Source organism: Xenorhabdus sp. KJ12.1, from assembly GCF_963876495.1.
In the GTDB taxonomy this organism is placed as follows: Bacteria; Pseudomonadota; Gammaproteobacteria; order Enterobacterales; family Enterobacteriaceae; genus Xenorhabdus; species Xenorhabdus stockiae.
In genome coordinates, this window is record NZ_CAWNQH010000116.1 from 163309 (window position 1) to 177977 (window position 14669).

At 46.8% G+C, this 14669-nt stretch carries 10 protein-coding genes; all 10 read right to left on the reverse strand.

Annotated elements, in window-relative coordinates; translation table 11 throughout:
• Window positions 1-89: 89 nt before the first annotated feature.
• A complete protein-coding gene (locus tag AACS92_RS22205) occupies window positions 90-1385 on the reverse strand; it encodes a polysaccharide deacetylase family protein (RefSeq protein WP_099109252.1) in 1296 nt (431 codons plus the stop codon).
• A 90-nt stretch (window positions 1386-1475) separates the two neighbouring features.
• Window positions 1476-5699 (reverse strand): DNA-directed RNA polymerase subunit beta', encoded by a 4224-nt coding sequence (gene rpoC, locus AACS92_RS22210; RefSeq protein WP_099109251.1) that lies wholly within the window; start codon window positions 5697-5699, stop codon window positions 1476-1478.
• A 148-nt stretch (window positions 5700-5847) separates the two neighbouring features.
• The gene (gene rpoB / locus AACS92_RS22215; RefSeq protein ID WP_099109250.1) at window positions 5848-9876 is read right to left on the reverse strand and encodes a DNA-directed RNA polymerase subunit beta; all 4029 of its coding nucleotides are present in this window, start codon (window positions 9874-9876) and stop codon (window positions 5848-5850) included.
• 415 nt (window positions 9877-10291) lie between these two features.
• The gene (gene rplL / locus AACS92_RS22220; RefSeq protein WP_045972989.1) at window positions 10292-10657 is read right to left on the reverse strand and encodes a 50S ribosomal protein L7/L12; all 366 of its coding nucleotides are present in this window, start codon (window positions 10655-10657) and stop codon (window positions 10292-10294) included.
• Between the two features lie 63 nt (window positions 10658-10720).
• Complete coding sequence (gene rplJ, locus AACS92_RS22225; protein WP_099109249.1) at window positions 10721-11218, reverse strand: 50S ribosomal protein L10; 498 nt, start codon at window positions 11216-11218, stop codon at window positions 10721-10723.
• 354 nt (window positions 11219-11572) lie between these two features.
• Window positions 11573-12277, reverse strand: coding sequence for a 50S ribosomal protein L1 (rplA, locus tag AACS92_RS22230; RefSeq protein ID WP_099109248.1), 705 nt, complete (start codon window positions 12275-12277; stop codon window positions 11573-11575).
• Between the two features lie 3 nt (window positions 12278-12280).
• On the reverse strand, window positions 12281-12709 hold the full coding sequence (gene rplK / locus AACS92_RS22235) for a 50S ribosomal protein L11 (RefSeq protein WP_038237931.1): 429 nt from the start codon (window positions 12707-12709) through the stop codon (window positions 12281-12283).
• Between the two features lie 226 nt (window positions 12710-12935).
• Complete coding sequence (gene nusG / locus AACS92_RS22240; RefSeq protein ID WP_099109247.1) at window positions 12936-13481, reverse strand: transcription termination/antitermination protein NusG; 546 nt, start codon at window positions 13479-13481, stop codon at window positions 12936-12938.
• Window positions 13482-13483: 2 nt separating this feature from the next.
• Window positions 13484-13867, reverse strand: a complete 384-nt coding sequence (gene secE / locus AACS92_RS22245) for a preprotein translocase subunit SecE (protein WP_099109246.1) — start codon at window positions 13865-13867, stop codon at window positions 13484-13486.
• 372 nt (window positions 13868-14239) lie between these two features.
• On the reverse strand, window positions 14240-14669 hold a 430-nt coding region (locus AACS92_RS22250; RefSeq protein WP_339373562.1), incomplete at its 5' end, for an EF-Tu C-terminal domain-related protein.

Consider the following 14669-nt stretch of genomic DNA (forward strand, 5'->3'; position numbering starts at 1 on the left):
ATCAAAAATAGCGAACTGTGATATTTCTAATAAAAATCCATTAATACAGTGAGTTCTATATACTTATTTTAATAATCGTTCTAAATATATCATTTTTTACTATTTATCTTAGAAAAAGGAATATCTCTTGGTTTATTGGCTATCATTTTCGCCATTTTTTCAATGGAATCTGTCCGCAATATATATAACCGTCTCAAGGAAAAAGGATTATCTCCCAATTTAACTTTTCCCTGCACAGTTGTAACCGCCAAATGAAAACCTGCATTTCTAGCCGCTTTCATCGCTGACATATTATAGCCGCCAAAAGGGTAGGAAAGATAAATTACATGGGGGTTAAATTGTGATAATGCCCGGCGAGAACGTTCGAAATCATACAGAATATTCCGGTATGAACGCTTGAATAATATGGGCTTCTTATTTTTACCTAATCGATGCAAGAAATGAGTATGGGATTGAAAATCAAAAACATCCTGCATAGATAACAATTCATTAAGACTCAAAAATTGTAGGTTATTGGGATTCCATTTCTGAGGATGGCGTTTGATTCGGGATGAAATGATAAAAAGTGTCGCCTTTTGTTCATTTTTTTTCAGTATTGGGTAAGCATACCGATACACTGACTTCAATCCATCATCAAAAGTCAAAGCAACGACTTTCGCCGGCAGGTTAACTACTCCTTTCAAGTACCCTTCCAGCTCATAGAGTGAAATCGTGGTATAACCAGCCTGTTTTAAGTAATCCATTTGATTACTGAAGGCGTTCAAAGATGTGGTTGTTGATGTGTGCAGAAAACGCTTATTCTCTTTCTCCTCAAGGATATGATGGTATGTCAGCACGGGTATGCCATTATCCTGTTCAGCATCCTGAGCACGAATATAACCCAGACGTCCTCCCAGATTAATTTCATACCAGATATTATGCTTAATATCCTGTACCTTATCCTGAATTGGATAACGGAGATCTGCTGCCAGTACTGCAATTGGCTTACTATCGGCTTTCAGCGTGCTGTAAACCTTCGTTGACTGAAAGGTAGCTAAACCCTGAGTGATTTTATTATTGAAGATGGGGAAAGGATCACGGGGAAATGAGGCTTTTTTTATTTCTTTTAAATGGTTTTTAGCAATGTAACCTTTCCCATTACCAAACCTAAATACGTAATAATCACTGTCTTCTCCTTCATCCTGAGCTACTTTCAGGCTCTGCCCTTTCCTGAAGATGCCAACCTGAATCACATGTTCTCCGATCAAGGCATAAATTTCGCTGTCTCTGATTACCTCCATATAACGATAGCTTTCCCCATCAGGCTGATACGCTGCGACCTGATTAGAGAAAAAGAAGAATGACAGCAAGAAAATCATGGCAGCAACATTAACGATTTGTCTCATTCTGTTTTCCATCCAAAATAAAAATGCCCTCTACCAGAGAGGGCATTTTATGATTAGTGATACGAATGATGTATCCTACTCATCATGGTATTACTCGTTGGAGCTACTACCGAAACCTGCGTTCAACAATTCAGCAAGGTTTGCAGTGGCTTCGTCAACAGTCACTTGTGGTGCTTCAACCACTTCGTTCTGGTGACGACGACGCATACGATCCTGATGGTAAGCATAACCTGTACCCGCAGGGATCAGACGACCCACAATGACGTTCTCTTTCAGGCCACGCAATTCATCACGTTTACCAGCAACCGCTGCTTCAGTCAGTACGCGGGTTGTTTCCTGGAACGACGCCGCAGAGATGAAGGATTCTGTTGCCAGTGATGCTTTGGTAATACCCAACAAATCACGGTGGAAGGTCGCAGGGACTTTGCCATCTTGATCCAGTTTACGGTTAGCAACTTTAACGCGTGCGTATTCAACCTGCTCGCCTTCAAGGAATTCAGAGCTTCCCGCGCTTGCAATGGTCACTTTACGCAGCATCTGACGAACGATAACTTCAATGTGTTTATCGTTAATCTTAACGCCTTGCAGACGGTAAACTTCCTGAACTTCGTTAGTGATGTAACGAGCAACGGCATGAACGCCACGCAGACGCAGAATGTCGTGTGGAGATTCTGGGCCATCGGAGATCACGTCACCACGTTCAACAACCTCACCTTCGAATACGTTGAGCTGACGCCATTTAGGGATCATCTCTTCGTAAGCATCACTACCATCCAGTGGGCTGATTACCAGACGGCGTTTACCTTTGGTTTCTTTACCGAAGGAAACGATACCGCTGATTTCTGCCAGGATAGCAGGCTCTTTCGGACGACGTGCTTCGAACAGGTCTGCAACGCGTGGCAGACCACCGGTGATATCTTTAGTACCGCCAGATTCCTGAGGAATACGCGCCAGCGTGTCACCCGCAGAGATAGATATGCCATCTTCCAGCTGAACAATCGCTTTACCCGGTAGGAAGTACTGAGCAGGCATATCTGTACCTGGGATCAGAACGTCGTTACCCTGAGCATCAACGATTTTCAATGCCGGACGCAGGTCTTTACCGCTACCGGTACGCTCTGCACTGTCCAGAACCACCAGTGATGAAAGGCCGGTCAGTTCGTCTGTCTGACGGGTAATGGTCTGGCCATCTACCATGTCAGAGAACTGGATGATACCGGACACTTCACTCACGACTGGCATGGTGTGTGGATCCCAGTTAGCAACGGTTTCACCGCCGGCAACTTTCTCGCCATCACCTTTTGACAATACGGAGCCGTAAGGCACTTTATAGCTTTCTTTAGTACGACCGAAATCGTCAATCAGGCGCAATTCGGTATTACGGGAAGTAATAACCAGTTTGCCCGCTGAGTTGGTAACGAATTTCGCGTTGGTCAGTTTCAATTGACCTTTGTTACGTACCTGAATGCTGGATTCTGCTGCCGCACGAGATGCCGCACCACCGATGTGGAACGTACGCATCGTCAGCTGTGTACCCGGCTCACCGATTGACTGTGCCGCGATAACACCAACTGCTTCACCTTTGTTGATGATATGACCACGAGCAAGGTCACGTCCGTAACAGTTCGCACAGACACCGAAGTCAGTTTCACAACTAACTACAGAACGTACTTTCACGCTGTCAACGGAGTTTTCTTCTAACAGATCACACCATTTTTCGTTCAGCAGAGTGTTACGTGGAACCAGAATGTCCGCAGAACCCGGTTTCAGAACGTCTTCCGCAGTCACACGACCCAGTACACGCTCACGCAGAGGTTCTTTAACGTCACCACCTTCGATAACCGGAGTCATCATGATGCCATTATGAGTACCACAGTCATCTTCAGTAACAACCAGATCCTGAGCAACGTCAACCAGACGACGGGTCAGATAACCGGAGTTCGCAGTTTTCAGTGCGGTATCCGCAAGACCTTTACGAGCACCGTGGGTTGAGATGAAGTACTGAAGTACGTTCAGACCTTCACGGAAGTTCGCGGTGATTGGGGTTTCGATGATGGAGCCATCTGGCGTTGCCATCAGACCACGCATACCCGCCAACTGACGAATCTGAGCAGCAGAACCACGAGCACCGGAGTCGGCCATCATAAAGATGTTGTTGAAGGAAACCTGTTGTTCTTCTTCGCCCTTGCTGTTAATCACAGTTTCAGAAGAGAGGTTTTCCATCATCGCTTTAGCAACACGTTCGTTTGCCGCCGCCCAGATATCGATAACTTTGTTATAGCGTTCGCCCGCAGTTACCAGACCTGACTGGAACTGTTCCTGAATTTCAGCAACTTCAGCTTCTGCTTCCGCGATGATGCCTTCTTTCTTCTCAGGAATAACCATGTCGTCAATACCTACGGATACCCCTGAACGGGCAGCGTAAGCAAAACCGGTATACATGGTCTGGTCAGCTAAGATAACGGTTGGTTTCAGGCCCAGCACACGGTAACAGGTATTCAGCATCTTAGAGATTGCTTTTTTACCCAGTGGCTGGTTAATCAGTGAATATGGCAGACCACGCGGTACAATCATCCACAGGATGGCACGACCGATAGTGGTATCAACCAGACCTGTATTAACCGTAACGTTGCCTTCGCCATCTCTCACTTCTTCAGTGATACGAACTTTGACACGGGCATGCAGAGAAGCCAGACCTGCGCGGTATACGCGTTCTGCTTCTTTAGGACCGGTCAGAACCATGCCTTCGCCTTTCGCGTTAACACAGTCACGGGTCATGTAGTACAGACCCAGTACAACGTCCTGAGATGGAACGATGATTGGTTCACCGCTCGCCGGAGACAGGATGTTGTTGGTAGACATCATCAGCGCACGCGCTTCCAACTGGGCTTCCAGTGTCAACGGTACGTGAACAGCCATCTGGTCACCATCGAAGTCGGCGTTATAAGCCGCACACACCAATGGGTGCAACTGAATAGCTTTACCTTCGATCAGAACCGGTTCAAATGCCTGAATACCCAGACGGTGAAGGGTTGGTGCACGGTTCAGCAGAACCGGATGCTCACGGATAACCTCATCAAGGATATCCCATACAACCGCTTCTTCGCGCTCAACCATTTTCTTAGCTGCTTTGATGGTAGTCGCCAGACCACGCAGTTCCAGCTTGCCGTAGATAAATGGTTTAAACAGCTCCAGTGCCATCTTCTTAGGAAGACCACACTGATGCAGGCGCAGGTATGGACCTACGGTAATTACAGAACGGCCTGAGTAGTCAACACGTTTACCCAACAGGTTCTGACGGAAACGACCCTGTTTACCCTTGATCATGTCAGCCAGGGATTTCAGAGGACGTTTGTTGGAACCTGTGATTGCGCGACCACGACGACCGTTATCCAGCAATGCATCAACCGCTTCCTGCAACATACGTTTTTCGTTACGTACGATGATGTCTGGCGCAGCCAGATCCAGCAGGCGTTTCAGACGGTTGTTACGGTTGATAACGCGACGATACAGATCGTTCAGGTCAGACGTTGCGAAACGGCCGCCATCCAGAGGAACCAATGGACGCAGATCCGGTGGCAGAACTGGCAGAACAGTCAGAACCATCCACTCTGGTTTGTTACCAGACTGAATGAAAGCTTCCAGCAGCTTGATGCGCTTGGTCAGTTTCTTACGCTTGGTTTCAGAGTTAGTTTCGTTCAGCTCTTCACGCAGAGTTTCACATTCGTTTTCCAGATCGATGTTTTTCAACAAAGATTGGATCGCTTCTGCACCCATTTTTGCGTCGAACTCATCACCGAACTCTTCCAGTGCATCCAGATACTGCTCCTCAGTCAGGATCTGACTGCGCTCAAGACTGGTCATGCCGCCTTCTACAACCACATAGGATTCGAAGTACAGTACGCGTTCGATGTCGCGCAGTGGCATATCCAGCAGCAAGCCGATACGGGATGGCAGTGATTTCAGGAACCAGATGTGAGCAGTCGGAGATGCCAGTTCAATGTGACCCATACGTTCACGGCGAACTTTAGTCTGAGTGACTTCAACACCACACTTCTCACAAATCACACCACGGTGTTTTAAGCGCTTGTATTTACCACACAAGCATTCGTAATCTTTTACCGGCCCGAAAATACGCGCACAGAAAAGACCGTCACGCTCAGGTTTGAACGTACGGTAGTTAATGGTTTCCGGCTTTTTTACTTCCCCGAATGACCACGAACGGATCATATCTGGAGAGGCCAGAGCAATTTTGATCGCATCAAACTCTTCGGTCTTGGTTTGCGCTTTCAGAAACTTCAATAAGTCTTTCACGAAATGGCTCCTGTCGGAGTTAGACCTGTTAGGTGAGTGGCCCATGCCACTCCCCCCTTGTAACCAGTGTAACCACTGGCTGGCAGACTGCCCGATCCTATGTTATTTCAACATAAGGCGGGCAGTGCCAGCGGAAAACGATGATTTATTATTCGTCTTCCAGCTCGATGTTGATACCCAAGGAACGGATTTCTTTCAGCAATACGTTGAAAGACTCCGGCATACCTGGTTCCATCTGGTGGTTACCGTCCACGATGTTTTTATACATCTTGGTACGACCGTTAACGTCATCAGACTTAACGGTAAGCATTTCTTGCAGAGTATAGGCAGCACCGTATGCTTCCAGTGCCCACACTTCCATCTCCCCGAAACGCTGACCACCGAACTGTGCTTTACCACCCAGCGGCTGCTGAGTAACCAAGCTGTAAGAACCGGTAGAACGGGCGTGCATCTTGTCATCAACCAAGTGGTTCAATTTCAGCATGTACATGTAACCAACGGTTACCTGACGCTCGAATTGCTCACCAGTACGGCCGTCAAACAGTGTGATCTGACCGGAAGTCGGCAGGCCACCCAGTTGCAACAGCTCTTTGATTTCAGTCTCTTTCGCACCGTCGAAGACTGGCGTTGCGATTGGCATACCTTTTTTCAGGTTCTCAGCCAGACGCATGACTTCGTCGTCAGTGAAAGTATTCAAATCAACTTTCTGACGGGTGTCATCACCCAGATCATAAGCTTTCTGGATAAATTCACGCAGTTTGGCAACTTCCTGCTGCTGTTTCAGCATTGCATTGATCTTGTCACCAATGCCCTTCGCCGCCATACCCAGGTGAGTTTCCAGAATCTGACCGATGTTCATACGTGATGGTACGCCCAGCGGGTTCAGTACGATGTCAACAGGAGTACCGTTTTCATCGTAAGGCATGTCTTCGATTGGGTTGATCTTAGAGATTACACCCTTGTTACCGTGACGACCTGCCATCTTATCACCAGGCTGGATCTGACGTTTCACTGCCAGATAAACCTTAACGATTTTCAGTACGCCAGGTGCTAAATCATCACCCTGAGTGATCTTACGGCGTTTAGCATCCAGTTTTTTCTCGAACTCAGCTTTCAGTTCGTCATACTGTTCTGCCAACTGTTCCAACTGATTCTGTTTATCTTCATCAGCCAGACCCAGTTCTAACCAGCGCTCACGTGGCAGCTTGTCTAATTTTTCCGCTTCAATTCCACCGGCAACCAGTGCGGTACGAATACGGGCAAACAGACCAGCTTCGAAAATACGCAGTTCTTCAGTCAGGTCTTTCTTCGCCTGACGCAACTGCATTTCTTCGATTTCCAGAGCACGCTTGTCTTTTTCTACGCCATCACGGGTAAAGACCTGTACATCGATAACAGTACCGGAAACACCGTTTGGTACACGCAGTGATGAATCTTTAACGTCAGACGCTTTTTCACCAAAGATCGCACGCAACAGTTTTTCTTCTGGCGTTAACTGAGTTTCACCTTTAGGTGTCACTTTACCGACCAGAATGTCGCCACCTTTCACTTCCGCACCGATATAAACGATACCGGATTCGTCCAGTTTAGACAGCGCTGCTTCACCTACGTTAGGGATGTCAGCAGTGATCTCTTCAGGCCCCAGTTTAGTATCACGGGATACACAAGCCAGTTCCTGAATATGAATAGTAGTGAAACGGTCTTCCTGAACAACACGTTCAGATACGAGGATGGAGTCCTCGAAGTTATAACCATTCCATGGCATGAACGCCACGCGCATGTTCTGACCCAGTGCCAGCTCACCCAAATCGGTGGATGGACCATCAGCCAGAACGTCACCACGTTCTACCATTTCGCCCAGAGATACACATGGCATCTGGTTGATACAGGTATTCTGGTTAGAACGGGTGTACTTGGTCAGGTTATAGATATCAATGCCCGCTTCACCAGCGTACATTTCATCTTCATTAACCTTAATCACGATACGGGATGCGTCAACGTACTGAACCACACCGCCACGTTTAGCAACGGAGGTTACACCAGAGTCAACTGCTACCGCACGCTCCATACCTGTTCCGACCAGCGGCTTGTCTGCACGCAGAGTTGGAACCGCCTGACGTTGCATGTTCGCACCCATCAATGCACGGTTGGCGTCATCGTGTTCAAGGAATGGGATCAGGGAAGCACCTACGGACACGATCTGTTGTGTCGAAACGTCCATGTACTGAACCTGATCACGGCTGAACAAGCTGGATTCGTCATAATGACGGCAAGTTACCAGTTCTTCGATGAAGTGGCCTTCTTCGTCCAGTGCGGAGTTAGCCTGCGCAATAACGTAGTTACCTTCTTCAATCGCTGACAGGTAATGAATCTCATCTGTTACCACGCCATCACGTACTAAACGATAAGGGGTTTCAAGGAAACCATATTCGTTGGTACGAGCATAAACGGACAGGGAGTTAATCAGACCGATGTTTGGACCTTCAGGCGTTTCGATTGGACATACACGACCATAGTGAGTCGGGTGTACGTCTCGAACTTCAAAGCCTGCACGTTCACGGGTCAGACCGCCCGGGCCCAAAGCAGAAATACGACGTTTATGAGTGATTTCAGACAGTGGGTTGTTCTGGTCCATAAACTGAGACAGCTGGCTGGAACCAAAGAACTCTTTCACTGCTGCTGAAATTGGCTTAGCGTTGATCATATCCTGAGGCATCAGGGTATCCAGATCGCCCAGAGACAGACGCTCTTTCACCGCACGCTCTACACGTACCAGACCTACACGGAACTGGTTTTCAGCCATTTCACCAACGGAGCGGATACGACGGTTGCCCAAGTGGTCGATATCATCCACTTCGCCTTTACCGTTACGGATATCGATAAGCTTCTTCATGACATCAATGATGTCAGCTTTGCTCAGGATACCGGAACCTTCAATCTCTTCACGATCCAGTGAACGGTTGAACTTCATACGGCCAACAGCAGACAGATCATAACGATCTTCAGAGAAGAACAAGTTCTCAAACAGGTTTTCTGCTGCTTCACGTGTTGGTGGTTCACCCGGACGCATCATGCGGTAGATTTCAACCAATGCGCTCAGGCGGTCGTTGGTTGGATCAATACGCAGAGTCTCGGAGATGTATGCACCGTGGTCCAAGTCGTTGGTGAACAGGGTCTCAATGGTTTTATGACCAGATTGGCTCAAACGTGCCAACAGATCCAAAGAGAGTTCCATGTTAGCAGCACAGATGATTTCACCCGTATTCTGATCGATGTAATCTCTTGCAACAACTTTACCCGCGATATATTCAACAGGCACCTCAATGCGGTCTACCTGATCTTTTTCTAACTGGCGGATATGACGTGCAGTGATACGACGGCCTTTTTCAACATAAAGTTTGCCGTTCGCTTCAATATCAAATGAAGCTGTCTCACCACGCAGACGTTCTGGTACCAGAGTCATCTGCAATTTGTTGTCGCGAATTTCGAACGTGGTCTTGTCGAAGAACAGATTCAGAATGTCTTCGCTCGTGTAATCCATCGCGCGCAGAATAATCGAAGCCGGTAATTTACGACGGCGGTCGATACGCACAAACAGGTTATCTTTAGGATCGAATTCGAAATCCAGCCATGAACCACGGTAAGGAATGATACGTGCATTATACAGTACCTTACCGGATGAATGGGTTTTACCCTTATCGCTGTCAAAGAAAACGCCTGGGCTACGATGTAACTGAGATACGATTACGCGCTCAGTACCGTTGATAACGAAAGTACCGTTATCAGTCATGAGTGGAATTTCACCCATGTAGACTTCTTGTTCTTTGATGTCTTTTACTGTGCCTTCAGGCGCTTCACGCTCATAAATCACCAGACGCAGTTTAACGCGCAGTGGAGCGGAATAAGTCACGCCACGGATCTGACACTCTTGAACATCAAAAACAGGTTCGCCAAGACGGTAGCTTACATATTGCAGTTCAGAACTGCCGCTGTAGCTCTGAATTGGGAACACAGAACGGAAGGCCGCTTCCAGTCCATTCTGGCCTTCAGGATCTTGCTCGATAAACTTCTGGAACGAGTCAAGTTGGATAGAAAGAAGGTATGGTACATCCAAAACTTGTGGACGTTTACCAAAATCCTTACGAATACGTTTTTTCTCGGTATAGGAGTAAACCATAGGGTTCCTCAGCTCGCTGATAAGTGACCCACTCTGTCCGCCCTTAAGGACAGCACTCTGCAACACTATTTTTTCGAACAGAAAATAGAATATTTTCCGTAATACTCATTGCTATTACTCTTAAATCATTTCATTGCGTTACCTTACTACCGAGCTACCCGAGTGGATCGTAGCTGAGAACACAGTATATTAAGTCGTCAATAGGAAGGAGTATTTTGGGTTGATGAGTAGCCAAACAGTGTGAAATGCTACTAACACCCTGCATGTGCTCTGTAAGGCAATCTTTTTGTAAAGTAATCCTTGTAAAACAAAGTCCTTACAAAACGACAAGCTGCCTTACAGCGCAAAAAGGCTGGCGATTAAAAAATCGCCAGCCGCCAGCCTTGAAAATCAGGCTGCGAACTTCAAACTGATCTTACTTGATCTCAACAGAAGCACCTGCTTCTTCCAGAGATTTTTTCAGAGCTTCAGCGTCGTCTTTGCTGATGCCTTCTTTCAGTGCTGCTGGTGCGCTTTCAACCAGGTCTTTAGCTTCTTTCAGACCCAGGCCAGTTGCGCCACGTACTGCTTTGATTACAGCAACTTTGTTAGCGCCAGCGCCAGTCAGGATTACGTCGAATTCAGTTTTTTCTTCAACTGCTTCAGCAGCACCACCAACTACAGCAACAGCTGCAGCAGCAGAAACGCCGAATTTTTCTTCCATCATGCTGATCAGTTCAACAACGTCCATTACAGACATTTCTGCAACTGCGTCCAGAATTTGTTCTTTAGTGATAGACATAACAAGTGTTCCTAAAATTCAGAAATAATTTATACGTTAAAAAGCAACGAAGGAAATAAGCAATTAAGCAGCTTCTTTCTGATCGCGTAGCGCAGCCAGAGTGCGAACCAGTTTGCCTGCAGCGGCTTCTTTCATGGTTGACATCAGGCGTGCGATTGCTTCTTCGTAAGTTGGGAGTGTAGCCAGACGATCGATGTCCGAACCTGGGATAAACTCACCTTCAAAGGCTGCTGCTTTAATCTCGAATGCTGGGTTCGCTTTCGCGAAATCTTTGAACAGACGAGCAGCTGCGCCCGGATGTTCGTTAGAAAAAGCAATCAAGGTTGGACCAACAAACGCTTCTTTCAGGCACTCATACTCAGTACCTTCAACAGCACGACGCATCAGAGTGTTACGAACAACACGCATGTAAACGCCAGCTTCGCGACCTGCTTTACGCAGTTCAGTCATTTTATCTACAGTAACGCCGCGAGAATCCGCAACAACCGCAGACAGCGCGCCTTTGGCTACTTCGCTGACTTCAGCAACAATCGCTTGTTTGTCTTGAAGATTTAGTGCCATTAGCTTCTTGCTCCTGGATTAACCGGGCAAACCCGGGACTCACTTCACTCAGAACATGAAATATGCCTGAGCGCTGAAACACGGTGAGCAGAATCCAGAAATTAAATTTCATTTGGCTCTGTCACCGTCTACGCAGGATATTAAGTAAGTAATTTATCTACGTACTTACGCCTGCGGTCTTGGACGGGGCTTGGATTAGGCCAAGCTCCAACCGAAAACTGTGATTTGCCCTGAACAAATTTTATGTACCAATTATTATAAATTGTTATAAATCTGTTCAGTCAAATTCGAAGCGTCAGATTTTAGACAAATCTGACGCTGAGGTAAAGCGTTATTCGCTTTCAGCCTAAATTATTAAGCTGTTACGGTGTTCAGACCAGACTGGTCAATCGCAACACCTGCGCCCATGGTAGTGGACAGGCTAACTTTCTTAACGTAAACGCCTTTAGCTGAAGATGGCTTCGCTTTTTTCAGCGCAACCAGCAGAGCTTCCAGGTTTTCTTTCAGTTTGTCAGCGTCAAAGTCAACTTTACCGATGGTAGTGTGGATGATACCGTTCTTGTCATTACGGTAACGAACCTGACCAGCTTTAGCGTTCTGTACAGCTTCAGCAACGTTAGGAGTTACAGTACCAACTTTCGGGTTTGGCATCAGACCACGTGGGCCCAGGATTTGACCCAGCTGGCCAACAACGCGCATTGCATCTGGAGATGCGATAACTACGTCGAAGTCCATCTCGCCTTTCTTAATCTGTTCAGCCAGATCTTCCATACCTACCAGTTCTGCGCCAGCAGCTTTAGCCGCTTCAGCGTTTGCACCCTGGGTAAATACAGCAACACGTACTGAACGACCGGTACCGTGTGGCAGTACAGTTGCGCCACGAACGTTCTGGTCAGATTTACGAGCATCGATGCCAAGATTAACAGCTACGTCAACGCTTTCTACGAACTTAGCAGTAGCCAGTTCTTTCAGCAGAGCAACGGCTTCGTTGATGTCGTATTGCTTAGTTGCATCAACTTTTTCACGAATAGTGCGCATGCGCTTAGTCAGTTTAGCCATTGATTAACCCTCCACTACCAGGCCCATGGAACGAGCAGTACCTTCGATTGAACGCATCATCGCGTCAACGTCAGCACCAGTCATATCCGCAGCTTTAGTTTCAGCAATTTCACGAATCTGAGCGCTGGTTACTTTACCAACTTTGTCTTTGTTCGGTTTGCCGGAACCAGATTTAACGCCAGCTGCTTTTTTCAGCAGAACGGCCGCTGGTGGGGTTTTGGTAACGAAAGTGAAAGAACGGTCTGCATAAACAGTAATAACAACTGGAATTGGCAGGCCTTTTTCAATGCTTTCAGTTTTAGCATTGAACGCTTTACAGAATTCCATGATGTTAACACCCTGCTGACCCAGTGCTGGACCAACTGGTGGGCTTGGGTTAGCCATACCCGCTGCAACTTGCAGCTTAACGTAGGCTTGTACTTTCTTAGCCATCTATATTTCCTCTATATGGGTATTATCGCCTCTGGAAAGAGGCTCCCCTAACGTTTCAGGCCCCGCCTAATAACTAAATCAGGCAAAACCACAAAAATTATGTCTGTCATCAGACTTATTGCCTATTCGGATAAACTAAAATAGCCCCCGAACAAAAACAAAAGGCGCGAAATTGTATGCTAATTTCACACCCTTTGCAAGCAAAATAGCTCAATTAAGCATCAAATCAAGCTTTCTCGACTTGACTGAAATCCAGCTCAACTGGCGTAGCACGACCAAAGATAGAAACCGAAACTTTCAGGCGGCTCTTCTCGTAATCGACTTCTTCTACAACACCATTGAAGTCTGCAAATGGACCATCGCTGACGCGGACCATTTCGCCTGGTTCGAACAAAGTTTTTGGACGTGGTTTATCACCAACCTGCTGAAGACGATTCATAATCGCATCGACTTCTTTATCACTGATTGGTGCAGGACGGTCAGATGTACCGCCAATAAAACCCATTACGCGAGGTACACTGCGAACCAGATGCCATGTTGCATCGTTCATTACCATTTGTACCAAGACATAGCCCGGGAAGAATTTACGCTCGCTTTTACGACGCTGGCCACTGCGGATCTCAACAACTTCTTCTGTCGGCACCATAACTTCACCGAAAGAGTCTTCCATATCGTGTAATTTGATATGTTCACGCAGAGATTGGGCTACGCGACCTTCAAACCCAGAAAATGCCTGTATGACATACCAACGCTTTTTTGGGGATTCAGACATTCTTAAAACCTCAGGCCTGTAATAAATGAAACTAAACGCACCAGAATACCATCAAGCCCCCACAAAATCAGCGACATGACAGCCGTTACTGCTGCAACAATCAGTGTTGTATGCAGGGCTTCCTGGCGAGTTGGCCAAATGACTTTACGCATTTCGACGCGAGATTCGCGGGCAAATGCTAATGCAGCTTTACCTTTCGCAGTCAACAATGCAACTGCTCCTGCAAGGGCAACAATAGCAACAACGGCTATCGCGCGCAGGGGCAGGTTATACTCCCGGTAATAGTAATTACCCACAATAGCAACCACCAGCAGCACTGCTACCAATAGCCATTTTGCTATATCAAGACCACGCCCGCTTTCTTGAGCATTGCTATTCGCACTCATAAACCAACCTGTAACTATATGTAAGTAACTATGATGTAAATAGATAGCCAGCTTGCCTCGCAAGAGCAAAACAAATCAGACCGAACCCAAAAATAATTGTAATTGTATCTGACTCGGCGTCATAATTCAGCAGGACTTTTTGTATCCGTTTGCCCGAAAACGAACTTATTAAGAAGAGTTCTCTTAAAGCTGCTTGTCTGAAAACAGGTGGATACCAAAGCCTATCCGTTGTATCAGAGCCTATCTCACCAATAATTCAGTACAGTTATTTGATGTACCCATCGACAACTATTGATGAGATAGGTTCTTCTTAAGACAACGTATAAAAAGGGCATCTATCGATGCCCTTCCAAAATGAACACATTAAAAAAATTATGCGATCACTTTAGCAACAACACCAGCACCTACAGTACGGCCGCCTTCACGGATTGCGAAACGCAGACCTTCGTCCATTGCGATTGGAGCAATCAGAGTAACGATCATATTGATGTTGTCACCTGGCATTACCATCTCAACGCCTTCTGGCAGTTCGATAGTACCGGTTACGTCAGTTGTACGGAAGTAGAACTGTGGACGGTAACCTTTGAAGAATGGAGTATGACGGCCACCTTCATCTTTGCTCAGGATATACACTTCAGATTCGAAAGTAGTGTGTGGCTTGATTGAACCTGGTTTAGCCAGTACCTGACCACGTTCGATTTCGTCACGCTTAGTACCACGCAGCAGAACACCAACGTTCTCACCCGCACGGCCTTCGTCCAGCAGTTTGCGGAACATTTCAACGCCAGTACAAGTTGTTTTC

Excerpts from the sequence above, each read along its gene's own strand:
- AACS92_RS22205 (WP_099109252.1), bottom strand. The coding sequence starts at position 1,385 with ATGAGACAAATCGTTAATGTTGCTGCCATGATTTTCTTGCTGTCATTC.
- rpoB (WP_099109250.1), bottom strand. The coding sequence starts at position 9,876 with ATGGTTTACTCCTATACCGAGAAAAAACGTATTCGTAAGGATTTTGGT.
- rplL (WP_045972989.1), bottom strand. The coding sequence starts at position 10,657 with ATGTCTATCACTAAAGAACAAATTCTGGACGCAGTTGCAGAAATGTCT.
- rplJ (WP_099109249.1), bottom strand. The coding sequence starts at position 11,218 with ATGGCACTAAATCTTCAAGACAAACAAGCGATTGTTGCTGAAGTCAGC.
- rplA (WP_099109248.1), bottom strand. The coding sequence starts at position 12,277 with ATGGCTAAACTGACTAAGCGCATGCGCACTATTCGTGAAAAAGTTGAT.
- rplK (WP_038237931.1), bottom strand. The coding sequence starts at position 12,709 with ATGGCTAAGAAAGTACAAGCCTACGTTAAGCTGCAAGTTGCAGCGGGT.
- nusG (WP_099109247.1), bottom strand. The coding sequence starts at position 13,481 with ATGTCTGAATCCCCAAAAAAGCGTTGGTATGTCATACAGGCATTTTCT.
- secE (WP_099109246.1), bottom strand. The coding sequence starts at position 13,867 with ATGAGTGCGAATAGCAATGCTCAAGAAAGCGGGCGTGGTCTTGATATA.